Annotated in this window: 18 protein-coding genes and 3 tRNA genes; 17 read left to right on the top strand and 4 right to left on the bottom strand. The window is 44.6% G+C overall.

The window, feature by feature from the left end:
• The first annotated feature begins 53 nt into the window (after positions 1-53).
• The 8 genes from J2X75_RS12640 (at position 54) to J2X75_RS12605 (ending at position 4,395) form a co-directional block, all read left to right on the top strand.
• Positions 54-245 (top strand): hypothetical protein, encoded by a 192-nt coding sequence (locus J2X75_RS12640; protein ID WP_047843730.1) that lies wholly within the window; start codon positions 54-56, stop codon positions 243-245.
• A gap of 71 nt (positions 246-316) precedes the next feature.
• A tRNA-Met gene (locus tag J2X75_RS12635) sits at positions 317-390 on the top strand.
• A gap of 56 nt (positions 391-446) precedes the next feature.
• Positions 447-520 (top strand) — tRNA-Ile (locus J2X75_RS12630).
• Between the two features lie 187 nt (positions 521-707).
• Positions 708-1,133: a hypothetical protein gene (locus tag J2X75_RS12625; protein WP_310336967.1), complete on the top strand. Its 426-nt coding sequence runs from the start codon at positions 708-710 to the stop codon at positions 1,131-1,133.
• Between the two features lie 236 nt (positions 1,134-1,369).
• A complete protein-coding gene (locus J2X75_RS12620) occupies positions 1,370-2,923 on the top strand; it encodes a tetratricopeptide repeat protein (protein WP_310336966.1) in 1,554 nt (517 codons plus the stop codon).
• A 69-nt stretch (positions 2,924-2,992) separates the two neighbouring features.
• The gene (locus J2X75_RS12615) at positions 2,993-3,619 is read left to right on the top strand and encodes a hypothetical protein (RefSeq protein WP_310336964.1); all 627 of its coding nucleotides are present in this window, start codon (positions 2,993-2,995) and stop codon (positions 3,617-3,619) included.
• Between the two features lie 164 nt (positions 3,620-3,783).
• The gene (locus J2X75_RS12610; RefSeq protein ID WP_083679583.1) at positions 3,784-3,906 is read left to right on the top strand and encodes a sporulation protein YjcZ; all 123 of its coding nucleotides are present in this window, start codon (positions 3,784-3,786) and stop codon (positions 3,904-3,906) included.
• A gap of 159 nt (positions 3,907-4,065) precedes the next feature.
• Positions 4,066-4,395 (top strand): DUF1904 family protein, encoded by a 330-nt coding sequence (locus J2X75_RS12605; protein ID WP_091028528.1) that lies wholly within the window; start codon positions 4,066-4,068, stop codon positions 4,393-4,395.
• Between the two features lie 41 nt (positions 4,396-4,436).
• Here the strand turns inward: J2X75_RS12605 and J2X75_RS12600 are convergent, their stop codons facing one another.
• Both J2X75_RS12600 and J2X75_RS12595 read right to left on the bottom strand, forming a co-directional pair.
• A complete protein-coding gene (locus J2X75_RS12600) occupies positions 4,437-5,660 on the bottom strand; it encodes an MFS transporter (protein WP_310336960.1) in 1,224 nt (407 codons plus the stop codon).
• A 144-nt stretch (positions 5,661-5,804) separates the two neighbouring features.
• A complete protein-coding gene (locus tag J2X75_RS12595; RefSeq protein WP_124116435.1) occupies positions 5,805-5,993 on the bottom strand; it encodes a DUF6199 family natural product biosynthesis protein in 189 nt (62 codons plus the stop codon).
• Positions 5,994-6,306: 313 nt separating this feature from the next.
• On the opposite strand from J2X75_RS12595, the gene J2X75_RS12590 reads away from it, so the two are divergent.
• A complete protein-coding gene (locus J2X75_RS12590) occupies positions 6,307-7,455 on the top strand; it encodes a sensor histidine kinase (RefSeq protein ID WP_310336958.1) in 1,149 nt (382 codons plus the stop codon).
• 102 nt (positions 7,456-7,557) lie between these two features.
• Positions 7,558-8,040 (top strand): NucA/NucB deoxyribonuclease domain-containing protein, encoded by a 483-nt coding sequence (locus J2X75_RS12585; protein WP_307534374.1) that lies wholly within the window; start codon positions 7,558-7,560, stop codon positions 8,038-8,040.
• Positions 8,041-8,237: 197 nt separating this feature from the next.
• On the opposite strand, the gene J2X75_RS12580 is transcribed toward J2X75_RS12585, so the two are convergent.
• On the bottom strand, positions 8,238-8,462 hold the full coding sequence (locus J2X75_RS12580) for a hypothetical protein (RefSeq protein ID WP_017687353.1): 225 nt from the start codon (positions 8,460-8,462) through the stop codon (positions 8,238-8,240).
• 207 nt (positions 8,463-8,669) lie between these two features.
• Between J2X75_RS12580 and J2X75_RS12575 the strand changes: the two genes are divergently transcribed.
• The 3 genes from J2X75_RS12575 (at position 8,670) to J2X75_RS12565 (ending at position 12,925) form a co-directional block, all read left to right on the top strand.
• Positions 8,670-9,119: a general stress protein gene (locus tag J2X75_RS12575; RefSeq protein WP_124116048.1), complete on the top strand. Its 450-nt coding sequence runs from the start codon at positions 8,670-8,672 to the stop codon at positions 9,117-9,119.
• Between the two features lie 426 nt (positions 9,120-9,545).
• A tRNA-Leu gene (locus J2X75_RS12570) sits at positions 9,546-9,631 on the top strand.
• Between the two features lie 372 nt (positions 9,632-10,003).
• Complete coding sequence (locus J2X75_RS12565) at positions 10,004-12,925, top strand: insulinase family protein (RefSeq protein ID WP_310336953.1); 2,922 nt, start codon at positions 10,004-10,006, stop codon at positions 12,923-12,925.
• A gap of 157 nt (positions 12,926-13,082) precedes the next feature.
• Here the strand turns inward: J2X75_RS12565 and J2X75_RS12560 are convergent, their stop codons facing one another.
• Positions 13,083-13,790, bottom strand: a complete 708-nt coding sequence (locus J2X75_RS12560) for a helix-turn-helix domain-containing protein (RefSeq protein ID WP_017687366.1) — start codon at positions 13,788-13,790, stop codon at positions 13,083-13,085.
• Between the two features lie 249 nt (positions 13,791-14,039).
• Here J2X75_RS12560 and J2X75_RS12555 point away from each other — a divergent pair, with 249 nt between their 5' ends.
• From J2X75_RS12555 to J2X75_RS12540, 4 genes are all read left to right on the top strand, one after another.
• On the top strand, positions 14,040-15,260 hold the full coding sequence (locus tag J2X75_RS12555; protein ID WP_310336950.1) for a MalY/PatB family protein: 1,221 nt from the start codon (positions 14,040-14,042) through the stop codon (positions 15,258-15,260).
• Between the two features lie 240 nt (positions 15,261-15,500).
• Positions 15,501-16,178 (top strand): uracil-DNA glycosylase, encoded by a 678-nt coding sequence (gene ung, locus J2X75_RS12550; protein WP_310336948.1) that lies wholly within the window; start codon positions 15,501-15,503, stop codon positions 16,176-16,178.
• A gap of 200 nt (positions 16,179-16,378) precedes the next feature.
• A complete protein-coding gene (locus J2X75_RS12545) occupies positions 16,379-16,798 on the top strand; it encodes a hypothetical protein (protein ID WP_017687369.1) in 420 nt (139 codons plus the stop codon).
• Positions 16,799-17,030: 232 nt separating this feature from the next.
• Entirely contained in the window at positions 17,031-17,615 is a 585-nt protein-coding gene (locus J2X75_RS12540; RefSeq protein ID WP_310336946.1) for an LOG family protein, read from the top strand.
• Positions 17,616-17,665 lie beyond the last annotated feature (50 nt).

Below are 17,665 nucleotides of genomic sequence, written 5' to 3'. Positions count from 1 at the left end.
TCTTTGGCGGCTATTTTTATGAAAATGGGGTATTCTACAAAAAGCAGGAATAAATGACGACTCCGGAAAGGACGAGCGGTATGCACTGGGTATATTTCAGCAAGTTGTATGCAACCAAATTTCAGGCAGGATGTCTGGCCAAACGTATGGAACAGGACGGATGGATCTATGGTCACAATGAACCGGCAGAAGTCGAAGTGTATCGTTCACGCAAAGGTCGTTATGGTGTACGTTTTATTCCCTGACATTACCCCTTGACTTATTAGGGTAGTATGGTGTATATTAATTAAGTCGCTGTTTTAATATTTCTTACTGACGCGGGGTGGAGCAGCCCGGTAGCTCGTCGGGCTCATAACCCGAAGGCCGCAGGTTCAAATCCTGCCCCCGCAATTTAGTTTCACTTGGATGATCCACAGCCATCATCTGCACGTTATACATTATGTCTAGGGCCCTTAGCTCAGTTGGTTAGAGCGGTCGGCTCATAACCGATTGGTCACAGGTTCGAGTCCTGTAGGGCCCATACTCTTGAAACCCTTGCCGAGCAAGGGTTTTTTTCTGTCTTCATATAGGTGCTGGACCAAAAGGTAACTTGTTATCATCATCAAGGAATTGTTGGTATGCCCTTTTTTGCGCATCTCAATGTATGTCCATGCCGTATATCAAATCTCGCATATACTATCCTATCCCACACACAGGAGGTAGATTTCATGAGTCAATTTATTGATGCAAGAACCTCGCAGAATGCGAGTTTGGCAGGATCAATCTCCATACCAATCCTTGTAGTTAACACGCCTCAGTTATTTGGACAGATTGGTTTGATAACCACTGCTGGCATTGGAGCAAACCCACGGGTTCAGTTCAAGGGTACCGTATCTGTGCAACTCCCATTAGCTCTCGCTGGTATAACGATCACCATTGTCAGAGGAACTGCGCCAACAGACCCCGTAATTTACTCTGCAACGTCTACGTTTAACTTGAGCGTCCTCGCACCTCAGATTATTACCTTCTCTGCAGATGACTTCAATCCGCCTATCACGCCTCAATTGACGTACACTGCATTTATCAGTTCCAACTTGCTCGGTACGATCCGTGTAGGCCCTGAGAACTTTGATGGAGTCTTGTTTTCCGATTAATGTTGAGCTCACTTACTCCAAAGTGAATTAGAGCAATCAGTTTTAAATGAAGGAAATCACAGGCCTGCCCTCAAAAGCAGGTTTTTTTCTTGTTGAAGGGGAAAACTGAACTTCATCGAGTAGGTAGGGTTCTATGATATAATGCATTACAGAGATTGAATGGTATTGGACATAAAATAGTACGTGAACATCTTGGAAAAGTATGAAATTAGTGATAGAAAGCAGGTTTCCGTTTAATGACGTCAAATGAAAGTCAACGTTTTCGTTACAGTGAAGCTCCGGTCTGGGATTGGCAGAGGGCTTATTATGAACAGAAGGGGCTACAAGCTTGGACAGAGAACCAAGTCCCTCAATATATTACGAGTAATCCGATGATTGCCACGGCGTATGCAGAGATGATCTTTGGCTTTCTTCAGGACCTCTCGAACAAAGGAAAGATCAGCGAGACCGTAACCATTCTTGAACTTGGAGCTGGTGTAGGGCGTTTGGCACACCAAATTCTCCTGAAACTGCTTGAGTTAAAGGAATTTGCTGGAATACTGTTACCGCCTTTCAGATATGTGATGACGGATCTGGTAGCGGAGAATGTGCTGGGTTGGCAGGAGCATCCATCCATGCAATCCTTTATTCAACAAGGCATAGTGGATTTTGCGCGTTTTGATGCTGTAGCGGATACGGAATTGAATCTGGTCGTTGCAGGAACGGTTATTCGACCCGGTGATCTGAAACAACCGTTGTTGTTGATTGCCAATTACTTTTTTGACAGCATCCCACAGGAACTAATCTATATTGGGGATGGCGAGATATATGAGTGTGATCTGCTTGTTCAGTCTCCGGATCATCGTGAACTTGATCCCGCTGAGATGCTGAAGAATATGACGCTGAGTTATGAGTATCGCCGGGCGCCCGAATACAGTGCAGATAACTATCCGTATTCGGAGCTGATCACATTGTACAAGGCAGAGCTGGAGGATTCACATATTCTTTTTCCTGCCATCGGCTTGTCCTGTCTTGAACGGTTGAACAAATTGTCACAGTCAGGTTATGTGTTGATTACCGCTGATAAAGGGGATCATCGTCTGGATAACTGGAAGTTCGCAGAGCCACCTGAATTTGTTCTTCACGGGAGTTTTTCGCTAACTGCTAACTACCATGCCATTCAATATGTCTTGGAACAACAGGGTGCCCATACACGATTCACAACACATCATTATAAAGACCTGAATGTTGGGTGCATGTTGATGTTGGACGAACCCATTAGCTATGTGAACACACGTTTGGCCTACCATCGATTTGTTGAACGTTTTGGCCCGGATGACTTTTTCAGCATGAAACAATGGGTAGATCAACGGATAGAAAGTATGGAGTTGAAGCATATTTTACCGTTTTGGCGTCTGGGCGGGTATGATGCTGAGTTCTTGATTCACAGTGCAACGCACATTTCCAGTCTTCTTCCTGATGCAAGTGATGAGGAAATGCTGGATATTCAGTCTGGTATTCATACGATGTGGTCGTCCTACTATGTGATGGAGCAGCAAGGAGGTCTCGCATTTCTGGCAGGGCAGCTATTATATGAGATGTATATGTATGAGGATGCAAAACGGTTTCTGGAGATATCGCTGGTTGCAGATCCGAGTAACCATAATCCAGCCGTCTTATACGATTTGGCTGTGTGCTGTTATGAACTTGAACTGGAAGAAGAAACACTGTCATATACCCATAAGGTACTGGCTTTAGAACCTGATCATGAAGAGGCAGCAGCGTTACTTCAGAGTTTTGAGTTGATCTGAACGGAACAATTGAAGTCTTGTCTCCTATATGTCTAGAACCGGCTTTTATTTATGAATGGGGGATACCGGATGAAGATTATCATTGGACAACCGAGGCTGGAACAGCATGTGCTGCAGCTTGAAGCCGAACTCAAGCAACACCCTGATGCGGATGTGTTGTTCTTTCCTGAAGGATATCTGAACCAGAATGTCGAAGACGCTTGCCGCCTGGCAGCTGCATATGGAACCATGATTGTAACAGGTCATCGCAGACTGGACGAACGTCCGAAGGACCGATCAATCATCATCAGTAAGGCTGGAGAGATTGTATTGGAGAAAGCTAAATATACACCTGCTGAGATGGTTGAGGAACAAGGCTGGGTGATAAGCACTTTGTTGTGTGATGAGCTGGTCCTGCAAGGATTTCGCAACGAAAATGTAGGAAGCGTGGACATTGTGATGCATTCCATTGGTGTGGGTATGTTCAGTGAAGGGCAGTACAGTGAGTGGGTTGAAGAGGCACGTAAGATCGCTTTACAGCATCGATGTGTTGTCATGGGGACAAGCCATGCGGATGGTTCGTACCGTGATAGCAAGATCTCCATTCCGATCGCCTATTGTATAACACCTGATGGAGAGGTTGTTCTGGCATCCCGAAGTGATACACGTACTCGTACAATCCTACTGGACAGAGGAAGTATAGACCCTTCACCTTAGGAGTCACAAGAAAAACAACTGAAAATCTCCATCGACTCATCTGGTTAAGTTACCAAGCATGAAACCCGTATGAATGGGCTGATGAACTTTCCGATTCGCCCGGTCACTTGCGCGTAATACGCATATGTTATGGCATACCTTGAAATTCAAAGGAGGCCAATCAAATGAGTCAAGTTGGATACGGTTGTGGCAATGTTGGTGGATTCGGCGGCGGATGGACTTCCACAAGTGCAATTCTCGTGCTTTTCATCCTGCTCGTAATCATCACAAAATCTTTCTGGCTGTAAGTCACGTATAGAAACGTGCAAACAGTGGCTCCGCTGAGACTTCAGCGGGGCTTTTCCTGTTTAGAAGAAGCAACATATGCCATCCATGACATTTGACAACTGAAAACAATGTGCTTAAAATCACATAAGAGACTATTAACAGAGATTGAAGGGATAGCAATGCCGTTTATTCGCTTTAAAGGATTCACAGGTCCTCAGCTAGAGGAAGTTGTACCCCAAATTACAGAGCAGATGGCCCTAATTACTCATATTCCAAGGGAGAGAATGAAGGCAGAGCGTCATGATGTACAAGCGCTAACACCTTCTCCGGCTTCTATAGAGATTCTGATGTTTCAACGTGACCAGGAGATTCATAATCGGATTGCATCGTCGGTGCAAGCTATTTTGGAAGAAGCATACATGCCGGATGTGCATATTTTCTTCAATATATTGTCACCTAATTTGTATTATAAAAAAGGCAGGCCGCTGACCGATTATCGATTGGATTGAGATTGTGAGGGACGAGCAGAATGTTGCTCGTCTCTTTTGATTTACATATTTTTCGTATGTTTAACAATGGGCTGGTTCCTGTGAACCCTGTTCAACGATAAAGAGCATATCGCAGACACAATAAACAAGGCTCCACCGATAAGGTATACCCACCGAACGCCCAGTTGATCGGCGACTAGACCAAAGATGACTATGGATACACTCATAACCGTGGATATCAGGACGCCATGGGTGGCGTATACCTTGGTTAGGGATTCGACAGGTACACTGTTCTGAAGCGCTGTCTGCTGAGCCACATCACGAATCTGATGAACTGGACCCATGAGTATGCATAACACCAAAGCGAGCCATGGCAGGTTGTTTAGACCATAAACTACGGTCAGCAGGCTGAAGAGAAGAGAACCCATGGTCATACTAGCGATTAGATGCTTCTGAATACGTTTGGCCAGTGCAAGAGCCAGAATACCTCCAAGCATGGTTCCAGCAGCGTAACTCGAGTTCATGAGTCCCCACCAACCTTCTCCTCGTCCCAGAGCTTCTTTTGCAAAGGCCAGCGTAACAGCTCCGATCCAGATGGAGCCCGTAAGTGCCTGGGCTATGTCCATAAGCGTAATCAGTCGTAATGATGGATTCTTCCAAAGTATACTCCAACCTTCCCTAAATACTTTCCGCGATACAGCAGATTTGTGGGGTTGTTCTACATTCCGTGTGAGCGATCCCATGGTAATCATGAAGATCAGAACGGCCCAGGACAGGCTTGTAGCTGCCCAGAAGGTCTGTGCCGCCCCCCAGTTCATCACGGCGAATCCCGTCATGGCATAACCGACAATGGTTACAGTCTGATTGGAGACGGATAGTAGGCTATTTGCTTTTATAAGATCTTCACCTTGAACCAATTGTGGCGTTAAAGTCTTCAGTAACGGGGTTTCCCATCCGTCCAAAAAGGATAGTATGACCACTGCGAGCAATAAAAGCGGCAATTGTGAAATCAAGTGATTCAACGAAATGGCTATACAGGTCATGATTAATGTTTTGGCTATGGAAATGCGGATCAATAGTTTGGAGAATGGGAAATGGTTCACAAGTAATGGCAAAGTGAAACTTGCTGTTATACGTGTAATGATCTGAATTAGTGGAAACATTGCAGCATAGAGTACCGATCCAGTGTGACTGTAAATAAATGTAGTAATGACCATGATATATATGACATTAATAAGCGAGAGCAGCGTTTTGACGGCCCAATACGGATAAAATGCGATGTTCATGCCAATGATGTCCTTTCCGAAACGATATATCTATATTACGGGCATTGTCATCATTGCACCACAAACAAAGTTATCATTTTCCCGTCATTTCAGCTCAAAAAAAGAAACTGCCCAACAGGGCAGTCATCTTCTAATGGTTATAGTTCATGCCATGGTGAGTGTGAAGGCGATAAGTAACATCAGCAGGCTGGTCGTTCTCACCATCGTCATATAAGGCCTGCTGGGTTCGGCCTCACCGCGGAAAATCCAGCCATAGCGCAGATACCAGCCGAATTTTGGGAAACAGAAATTGATGATACAGAGTACCATGAATATAAAAAAGAGGGTTCTCATACCCATCTTCCTTTCTTACTTACATAACGAATCTCATCTTAACGTTTGCGTCTGGTAAAAAAGACTACAATCAAAATGATAATGATGATAATTAACAGAAATTTCATGTATGTTCCTCCTAATGAGTAGTTAGGTTATTGTGTAATGTTAGTTATCAACTATTACCCAAGAACCACATGACTTGAATAACTGTGTTACAATTAAAATATATTGATTTAATATCAACACATTCCGACTGGTTAGTTTTCTCTCCTTATAATGTACGATTGCAGAATATATAAACATTAATGTGTGTGAGATGAAGGAGGAAGGCATGAGCCAACATAATCAACTCCCATTACAGTGGGAATTTATCATCTCGAAAGTGAAATCCTCCGTGACCGTGGTCGATGCTACCTTGTCTGAGCTTCCGCTCATGTATGTAAACGAACACTTTACTCGGCTGACAGGATACACGTATGAAGAGTCTGTAGGACAGAATTGCCGATTTTTGCAAGGACAGGACACAGACCCCGAAACGGTAATGCAGATTCGTGATGCATTAAAGAAACAACAGTCCATTAAGATTGATATCTTAAATTATACAAAAAGTGGCCAGAAGTTCTGGAACGAACTGAATATTGACCCGATCTTTAATGAATCCGGAGAGTGTTTATATTTTGTAGGCATTCAATACGATATCTCAGAACGGAAGTATGCCGAACAACAGTTGAAGTTCGCAACTTCCATGGCTGAGATGAACAGCAGAGGGCAATTGGAATTCATCGGAAAGCTAAATCACGAGCTTCGTACCCCGCTTAACGGCATTATGGGCATGATCGAACTTGCCAGTATGGGTGAAACTACGGATGAGCAGAAAGAATATCTGGAGCTTGCACGTCAATCAGGTGAGGCGCTGCTTAACATCATTAACAATAGCCTGGATATGGCGAAACTGGGCAGAGGCAAAATGGATGTTGAAAACATTGAGTTTCAACCATTGAAGCTAATTCAACAGATTGTGAAGACACATGAACCTGCCGCACAGAATAAACACATACGTTTGCTCTGTCATGCTGATCTGAATGTTCCTGATGTGCTTATCGGTGATCCGCTAAGACTTCGGCAGGTACTGGATAATTTGCTGAGTAATGCGATCAAGTTCACAGAACAAGGTGAAGTGCAGTTACAGGTTGATGTGAGGCAACAAATCATGGATACCATAGTTTTGGTATTCTCTGTGCGTGATACGGGAATTGGCATTCCTCAGCATCAGATCGAACAATTGTTTGATGCGTTTACCCAGACCGACATCTCCCATGCGCGCCGATTTGGCGGAAGCGGTCTTGGTCTGACCATCTGCAAAGAACTGCTGGAACTGATGAATGGTCAGATTTCGGTGGAGAGTACCGAGGGAATAGGTACACAGTTTGAGGTGACACTGCCCTTGCTGCGCCACCAGGCCATTCCCAATGTAGGATAATCAATCAAGCCGGGCGGTCTCGGCTGTTTTTTTTATTTTATTGGATTGTTTTACGAACGGGCGTTCTGTTATAATGCAAGTGTTGAATGGGGGAGACACAGCATGAGTAAGAGACGCACTGGACGAAAACGAAAAGGTAAACAAGGCTTCAAAAAGCAGGTACTGACACTGGTAGCGATGCTGCTGGTAGCCCTCTACGCCTGGGCAGGGGGAGAATGGCCGGAGGAGATACCTAATCCATTCGGAGGGGTTAATAAGAGTGTGGACCACACCATTACGTTCCCTTCAGAGCGCTATCCCGAAACAGCCAATCATATTAAAGCTGCCATTAAGGCAGGGCATTCGGATGTATGCACCATTGATCGTAGTGGAGCCGAAGGCAATCGGGATCTATCACTCAAGGGTGTTCCGGTCAAAAAAGGTAAGGATCGTGACGAGTGGCCCATGGCGATGTGCGCTGAGGGAGGCACAGGTGCAGATATCCAATACATTACCCCGAAGGATAATCGCGGTGCAGGTTCATGGGTAGGGAATCAGTTAAGTACATATCCGGATGGAACACGAGTGAAGTTTGTAGTGAAGTAACAACAGGATATGGGTGGGAAGAAACAATGATAGTAGGGCCTTTGTTGTGAGGTCAGTGGCGGTATGTTACAGGATAAGTAGAAGAGAAAAACCAGACGTGCATGCGTCTGGTTTTTTGGTATAAAGTGCTGGCATAAATAGATCTAGTTAACGTATTTTTTTATAAGGGAAGTGAGTTTCTAGAATTACAGATCCGACTATACGAGTTGCATTCCGCTTAAATGATGAGACCGGATGCTTAACAGACGTGTAACATGTTCAACCTCATCAAACGGAATCCACAGACTTCCGTGAACGGTACGTAAGGAGAGGATGGATGTATCAGCGGTGCGCTCGGGAAAACCGGTTACCGTCTGACCGCTTGTATTACGAACCATAATCTGTTGCTTGCGCCGGATGGCAATTTCTACCTCTTTTTTCATAAGTCATTGCTCCTGATTATGAGATGTTAAATCCATATGTCAATGTTTTCAATGGTTAAATTGTCTTCTTTATCTAGTCTATCAGAACTAGGTATAGATTTCCAGAAGAGAAATCAACAATCTTCTAGGTGATTTGTCATAGCTGGCGTGTATCCGTTTTTGAATGGGCATTACGGGGTTATATTAGGGTAAAAGGAGGGGAACGGAATGACACAATTGATTATTGGGCTGGCCCGTACCGAAAACGAGGCTATATTGATGCTGAATCAGGTGAAAGAGGAAGGCATCAAGGATAAATATTTAGGAGCGGTGGCAAAGGAGCAGCTTAATCTGGAGCTGGTGAGCGAAAAGACGGGGTTGCCCAAACCTCTGAAGGGTGCCGGAACAGATGGTGCCTTTGGCGCTCTGAAAGGCATATTGGCTGGTCTGGGGAAGCGAATGGATCAGACGATGTCGATCGGAAATGCAGTGCGCAGGCTCGCTGGTAATGAGATTGGGAGTGAGACTGATGATTTGGTGCTTACACTGACTGAAGCGGGGATCTCGGAGGAGGATGCGCGGTATTACGAAGATTGGCTGTTAAAGGACCATATCTTGGTTATCGTGGAGTGTAGTGAGGAAGAAGCGGCTCGTGTTCGACCTATTTTACTTTTTTAGTTTAATTTAAGGCTGATTTTAGGTTTCTTTAATGTTGGGGAGGTATTCTTATCTCACACCTCCCTTAATATAGATTGGTTTACCGGAAGTCCGGGACCGCAACTCGGACTTTCTAGGCACTGTGAGCTGACGCTTGCAGTGCCTGTTTCATTTATATAAGTTGAACTAAAGATTATTTAAACTGACACTCCGATGACAGAATAACCTTCTAATCGCTGTTATCCCCAGATTTTTTCGAATCCCTTTTCTCAAGGGAAAATCCGGTGATAAAGGCGAACGCTGCGCTTTTTCAGTTTTTTCTGTCCTCTCCGTTATCGTGTAAATCATTAGATAAACTTATATAGTTGGATTATTTTTAATAAAAGGTGTTGCAAAGTTAATTATTTCATGGTAAGATATTTCTTGTCGCCAAGAAATAATATCCATGCCGGGGTGGCGGAATTGGCAGACGCACAGGACTTAAAATCCTGCGGTAGGTGACTACCGTACCGGTTCGATCCCGGTCCTCGGCATCTTAAAAAGAAAGATCGCATGACGCTTGTTAACCAAGCTGCATGCGATCTTTTTTTATGTTCTTTAATATCAATGTCACTTCATTGTAGACCACATCACCATGCAGCTCATAAACATAAACCCTGCATAATACATATCAGAAGGTACATTTATCTGACTTTTATGAAGAGACGGAACAATGGTGTATACTATCCGTAGGCATATATTACCTTTACCTTGCTGAACGATATAAGTTCAACTACTCATTTACACGATAACGGAGAGGACAGATGTTATTCTGTCATCGGAGTGCCAGTGTAAATAACCATATTTGAACTTATGTAGATTCACAAAACCAATAAAACAATCTTATGGACGGAGGACTCAAGTTTATGTTGAAACAGCTCAAGCCATACAAGGTGTTACAAGAGCGCAGAATTGAAGAACTGAAATCGGATGCGTATCTGTTGGAACATCAGAAATCCGGGGCCAAAATTGTACTTTTGTCCAATCAGGACGACAACAAAGTATTTAGTATCGGTTTCCGCACACCTCCGGAAGACAATACAGGGGTAGCCCATATCCTCGAACACTCCGTGCTCTGTGGGTCCAAGAAATTTCCGGCCAAGGATTCTTTTGTTGAGTTGCTAAAAGGTTCATTAAATACATTCCTTAACGCCATGACATATCCCGATAAGACGATCTACCCGATCGCGAGTCGTAATGATCATGACTTCCATAACCTGATGGATATTTATCTGGATGCGGTATTAAATACAAATATTTACGAGAATGAAAAGATATTTTTGCAAGAGGGCTGGAACTACAACCTGACCTCTGCTGACGATGAGTTAACCTACAATGGAGTTGTATATAACGAGATGAAGGGTGCCTTTTCTTCACCGGAACGAATGGTGCGCAGAGAAGTGTTGAACTCCCTTTTCCCGGATACTACGTACTCCTCCGAGTCTGGCGGATTCCCGGAAGCTATTCTGGATCTAACGTATCAGGGCTTGCTGGATTTCCACACGAGATACTATCATCCTTCCAACAGTTACATCTATCTCTACGGCGATATGGATATGGAAGAGAAACTGCAATGGCTGGATGAAAACTATCTGAGCGCATATGATCGAGTCGAGATTGATTCGGCCATTCAACTTCAACCTGCTTTTGCAGAACGGGTAGACACAGTTAAGACTTACTCTGCGGGAAGTACGGAATCGGAAGTGGATAACAGCTTCTTGACCTATAACGCGGTGATCGGCACAAGTCTGGACAAGGAACTGAACATTTCGTTCCAAATTCTGTTATACGCCCTGCTGAACGCTCCGGGAGCGGTATTGAAACAGGCTTTGCTGGATAAAGGAATTGCCAAGGACGTATACGGTTCGTATGATGACAGCCTATATCAGCCTGTGTTCACGGTTGGACTGAAGAAGAGTAATCTAGCGAGCAAAGAGGATTTCCTGGGAACGGTCAAAGAAGTGCTTGAGCGTGTGGTAAAAGAAGGCTTTGATCCAAAAGCACTGCTTGCTGGAATTAACTCGTATGAGTTCAATCACAGGGAAGCGGACTATGGCAGAATGCCGAAAGGCCTGATCTACGGATTCTCCTCCCTGCAAAGCTGGTTGTACGATGAAGAAGCACCTTTCACTCATTTGGAAGCCAATGACGTATTTGCTGAACTGCGGACAAAAATGAACGAAGGTTACTTCGAGCAACTGATTGAGAAATATATTTTGCAGAACACACATACTTCTTTTGTGGCGCTTACCCCGGATAAGGGGCTGAACTCACGCAAGGAGGAAGCATTGAAAGAACGTCTGAAAACTATTCAGTCCGGTCTTAGTGAGGAAGAAGTTCAGACGTTGATTCAGAAAACAGAAGCACTCGCCGAGTATCAGAATACACCTTCAACCAAAGAGCAGCAGCAGGTCATTCCGACGTTATCGATTGAAGATATTGAACCAAAAGCCTCTACGTTGCATCAAACGGTGAACCAGGTCGACGGCACAACCATTCTCCATCATAACCTTTACACCAACGGAATTGGTTATCTGAGACTGCTGTTTGATATCAAAGAAGTGCCACGTCATCTCCTGCCGTATGCAGGATTGCTGAAAAATGTACTGGGTTACGTGGATACTCAAAACTACTCGTTCAATGAACTGTCCAATGAAATTCATATCCATTCGGGTGGTATTCATAGCGGGATAGGATCTTATGCTAACGCGCATAAGCACAATGAATTCAAGGCTACCTATGAGTTCAACGCAAAAGTGTTGTATGACAAGCTTGGATTTGCCTTTGATATGATCAAAGAAATTGTGTTCACATCCCGATTCGATAATTCGAAGCGATTGTATGAGATCATCTCCCAGATGAAAGGTAATCTGCAACGTAATCTGATCAATAGCGGACACTCTGCGGGAATTGGTCGGTCATCGTCCAAACATTCAGCGGTTGCGGATTTCAGAGAAGCTGTGAGTGGCATTGCCTTTTACCAGTGGCTTGAGGATCTTCAGGCGAATTTTGAGGCTAGAAAAGAAGAGTTATCTTCCAGCCTGCAAGAGTTAACGGGGTATATTTTCAGACCGGAGAACTTGCTTGTCAGTTACACTGCCGATGAGCAGGGATATGAAGGACTGGAACAACAGGTTTCCGATCTGAAAGCGAAGCTGTTCACACATGAGGTTGCCAAGGAAGAGTTTACGTTCACACCGGCTACGCGTAAGGAAGGATTCCGTTCTCCTTCAGAGGTGCAGTACGTGGTGCAAACGGGTAATTATATCGACAAAGGATATCAATACACCGGTTCACTACGGGTCTTGCAGGGAATCCTGTCTCTGGATTACTTGTGGACCAATATCCGCGCCAAAGGCGGAGCATATGGTTGCATGTCAGGTTTCAGACGGAACGGAGACAGCTACGTTGCATCGTATCGTGATCCTAATCTCGATAAAACGTACAAAGTATATGAAGAGATACCGCAATATTTGACCGATTTCCGGGCAGACGAGCGGGAAATGACGCGTTACATCATTGGTGCGATCCAGGATCTGGATACGCCGAGAACACCTTATGGCGAAGGGGCATTCTCTCTGGAGTGTTATCTGTCGAATGTGACGGAAGCAGATCTGCAACAGGAACGTGACGAAGTGTTAAGCACGAAGGAAAGCGACATTATCGGTTTTGCTGAGCTCTTATCGGCCGTACTTGAACAGCAACAGCGCTGCGTGATCGGTAATGAGAACAAGATTGAGGAACAGAAGCAAATGTTTGACGAAACGCTGGATTTAATCAAAAACTAAACGTTAGTCTCGCTTATCCCCGAACCAATAGGCATCAAAGCGAAAGGCACTTTTATGAGCTGGTTTCAACAGCTTATAGAAGTGCCTTTTTTAATGAGGAGGAATGTGGAGCAACTGTCGCCGACCCATAATGAGAATGGGTGACACGCTGCGTTGTTCAAGTGACAGCAAGCATGTTGTATATTTTCAGTGTCCGCAGATCTTCTTTTGAGATTTTTAATTCATTATACAACTCCTGGTTCTCGGGCAGCGGGGTTCTGGAGAATAACATTTTGAGCGCGATCGGCATGAAAGGTCTGAACGAGACACCAGCCATCAGCCCCCATTTTTTCTCTGATTCCTGAAAAGACGCCAGAATATTAATATATAGGTTCTCCAGCGGCGTGGCCTGATTTTTCAAAATCAGCGTGGTGAGTGTATCATAATGCTCGGTGTGGCCCCAATACATATTCTCGCACTCTTGGTAGTTCTCAAAATCCTTCACATTCATATACATCACGGTGCGATAACGGTTGGCATCCGACTGAGCCATCATGTCAATGACACAACGAATGAGACTGTTGTTACGCCCGTCATAGAAGTAGGAATAGAAACGTGTAGAATTCTTGAAAAAGCTGGACGGGACGGCATTCATCAGAGGAGATGCATGCCTTGGTTCTTGGTACAAGAGTTGCTCCACCTGAATGTTGAGCGCGTTCGCAATATGATGTAACGTGACCAGATCAAGTGTAATATCTCCGCTCTCATATTTGGATAACGTGCCCTTGCTCTTGAAGATCTGATCCGCAAGCTGTTGAATGGTCAGTCCCCGCCACTTCCGAAAGTTTCGTATTTTCTTGCCAACTTCCTGATTGATATTGTTCATAACCGGTTCTCCTTATGCCAATGTTTCTTGAGAGTACGTGAAAATGATGAAAGTCATTCATAAAATGATGTTATATGAGAAATATATCACTTTTTCTCGGAAATACCTATTTTGAAGAAACAATAAACTTCATTTGTTTCGTCAGAATAGATTGTATTGCATTTGATGCAATTCCTGCATCATGAAATAATAGGTTAATACGACATGAAACGACAATGAAAAAGTAAAGCAGATAGAGGAGCAGAAGCTATGAAATATAATTTTGATGAGATTATAGACCGCACAGGTACAAATGCCATGAATACGGATGGTTTCCGTCAATATATTTTTAACGCCACAGAAGATATGACATTTCCATTCAAAGATGAAGAATTTATTCGCATGTGGATTGCAGATATGGAATTTGCCACACCTCCCGAGATTCTGGATGCAGTTAAGGAACGTCTGGACCGTAGAATCATGGGTTACTCTCAGGTATTTGATCCGGCATACTATGAAGCTGTTTCGAATTGGATGAAGAGATACTATGATTGGTCCTTCCCAAAGGAGCATTTGGAGACCTCAAACGGGATCATTCCCGCTTTATATGAATTGGTGGAATATATCTGTCAATCGGATGAGAAAGTACTGATCGTGACCCCATCCTATGGTTTCTTCAAGTCAGCTGCGGAGCATAACAATCTTGAACTGGTATGTTCGGATATGATCAACGAGCAGGGGCGTTACTCGATTGACTTTGAGGATTTTGAAGCCAAGGCCAGGGATGAGAAGGTAAGGGTATGTATTTTCTGCAATCCCCATAATCCATCTGGGCGCGTCTGGACAACGGAAGAGTTACAACGTGTGGGTGAGATCTGCCTGCGGAACAATGTATGGGTCATTTCAGATGAAATTCACTGTGATCTGCTGCGGACTGGCAAAAGACATACCCCGCTTGCGAAGCTGTTCCCGGATACGGATCGAATCATTACCTGCATGTCTCCGAGCAAAACGTTCAACATGGCTGGTCTGATGTTCTCCAATGTCATCATTCCAAACAATGCACTCCGAGAGGTGTGGCAGGCACGCCATTATGGTTTCAAAAACCCACTTAGCATTGCTGCCACTCAAGCGGCTTACGAAACGGGTGATGAATGGCTGAAACAATTAAAAGGTTATCTAGACGCCAATTTCGCCTGCGTAGAACAGTATGTGAAGCAGCATCTGCCACTGGCTGTCTTTCACATCCCGGAAGCCACGTATCTGGCCTGGATTGATATCTCGGCATATGCTCCCGAGCATGTAAGTTTACCTTTATTCTTCGCGGAGCAAGCAGGTGTGTTGCTGGAAGATGGTCATATGTTTGTAGCAAATGGTGAGGGCTGTATTCGGTTGAATCTGGCTTGTCCCCGTTCTGTCCTTCAGGAAGGATTACGGAGAATCAGTAGTGTGCTTGTGAAAGAAGTCGAAGAAGTGCCCGTTCAAGTGTAAAGTCATCAAGTCATCACGCAACAGCGAGGTGACTTTTTTGTATGAGTATACTGAATGTAGCAAGAATACGATTTTTTTTGAGGTGGACTTACACCTGATGCGCAATTCTGGTCTGCTGTCCCCGGTTATGTTAAAATGGTGGATAGTCTATGAGTTGCATGACATGTGGCTCTCAGAAGGAAGAGTCCAGTAGTTGGGCTGAACGAAACTGCACTCATCAGGGGAAAGGAGCCTATACATATGTTTGGAAACGATTGGGACAAGGTGCTTCAGGAAGAGACGGAAGCTGAATATTTTAACAAGATTCGTTACACTCTCGCCGCCGAGTACAAAACGCAGACGGTCTTTCCGCCCAAAGAAGACCTGTTCTCCGCACTGATGCTGACGCCATATCATCAGGTTAAGGCCGTTATTATTGGTCAGGACCCTTATCACGGAGCGGGACAGGCTCAAGGATTAAGCTTTTCGGTTAGACCCGGGGTACGCGTACCGCCTTCTCTGAAAAATATATATAAGGAACTTCATGCCGATCTGGACCTGCCAATTCCGAAGCATGGATCTCTGGTTCATTGGGCACAGCAGGGAGTCCTGCTATTAAATGCTGTTCTGACGGTTCGTGAAGGTCAGCCTAACTCGCATCAGGCACTAGGGTGGCAGACATTTACGGATGCTGTTATTCGTGCGTTGAATGAACGTTCAGAGCCAATGGTATTTATGCTATGGGGCAGTCATGCCCAGAAGAAAGGTGCTTTTATTAACAGGGACAAGCACCTGGTACTGGAGTCTACACATCCCAGTCCGCTGGCTGCACATCGTGGATTCCTCGGCAGTCGTCCCTTTTCCAAAGCCAATGATTTCTTGACCTCCAAAGGTATTGAACCGATCGATTGGAAGATACCTGAAAACAATATAAGTTGAACTAATCATTTACACAATAACGGAGAGGACAGAAAAAACCTGAAAAAGCGATGCGTTCGCCTTTATACCCGGATTTTTCCCTTCGGAAAAGGAAATCGAAAAAATCTGGGGATAACAGCGATTGGAAGGTTGTTCTGTCATCGTAGTGTCTGTGTAAATAATCTGTAGTCAACTTATATAGACAGATGGAGGTGAGAACATTGCGACATTGGATAGGACGAAAAGTAGCGGTATATCGTGCAACAGGCATACGGGAGCCATTGAAGGGAACGCTGGTCGAGTGGGATGAAGAAGCGGAATGTGTACGGATCGGACCGAAACGGATCAAGGTATCGTTTGACAATATCGCAATGATCAGACCTCTTCCCGAAGAGAGTCTTCCCTTAAAGAAAGCACGTTCTGAGGTGCACAAGGTTGGATATGTGATGAAAAAGGCAATTCAGTTCGAAAATGCGATCTATTTCAAGTCACAGGTTATGATCTGGCGCCGGGCCAAAATTGTAGCGTTATCCACGACGATTCTGCGTCATGACGAGGATCAGGTTGAACTTGCAGATGGTCGGGTTCTTCGTAAAGACAAGCATATGTTTGTCGTACGTTCACGCCGTGGGATACGTTAGTTATACGAAGATTTAATATTCATTTCATGCAAAGATCATACGGATTTAATGTTCGGTCTGTATATTAGATAGTAACAACCCCTTCTAAATTGATGTGTATTGAAATGGGAGCCCGGCCGGCTGCAAACGGTCGGGTATTTTTTTGTCCATTGATTCTGTTAACCTGTTGTACATACCCATTACATTCATGTTGTATACTATTAAAATAGATCATGAGAAGGAGTGAAACCCAATGAAACGTATAGCTGTTTTTGCAGGCTCCAATCCGGGAAATCACCCCGATTATACAGAGAAGGCTGTTCAACTGGGTAAACAGATTGCTGATAGTGGTTATGCACTGGTCTATGGTGGTTCTTGCATGGGCTTGATGGGTGCAGTAGCCGATGCTGCTCTTGAGCAAGGAGGAGAGGTAATCGGGGTTATGCCTACCGGATTGTTCCGGGGCGAGGTTGTTCATGGAGGACTCACACAACTGATTGAAGTGGGAACCATGCATGAACGGAAGGCTACGATGGCCGAATTATCCGATGGATTCATTGCACTTCCTGGAGGTATGGGTACATTTGAAGAACTATTCGAGGTACTGTGCTGGGCACAGATCGGTATTCATCGTAAGCCTGTCGGCTTATTGAATGTCAACGGATACTATGGACCGCTGATGAAGATGGTAGAACATAGTGTACAAGAGGGATTCTCCAATACTTCGCATCTCAGTCTGTGGAGTCTGGAATCTGATCCGGCTGCACTGATCAAACAAATGTCATCCTACATTCCTGCAGAGCTGACTCAGAAGTGGTCACAACTCAACGGGAAATGAGTGCATAAGAAGACGGGCCTGAACCCACTCGTTCCTCGGGAGAATTTTCG

It is taken from the genome of Paenibacillus sp. 2003 (assembly GCF_031455635.1).
GTDB lineage: Bacteria > Bacillota > Bacilli > Paenibacillales > Paenibacillaceae > Paenibacillus > Paenibacillus amylolyticus_B.
This window is presented reverse-complemented; position numbering and strand designations above follow the sequence as displayed.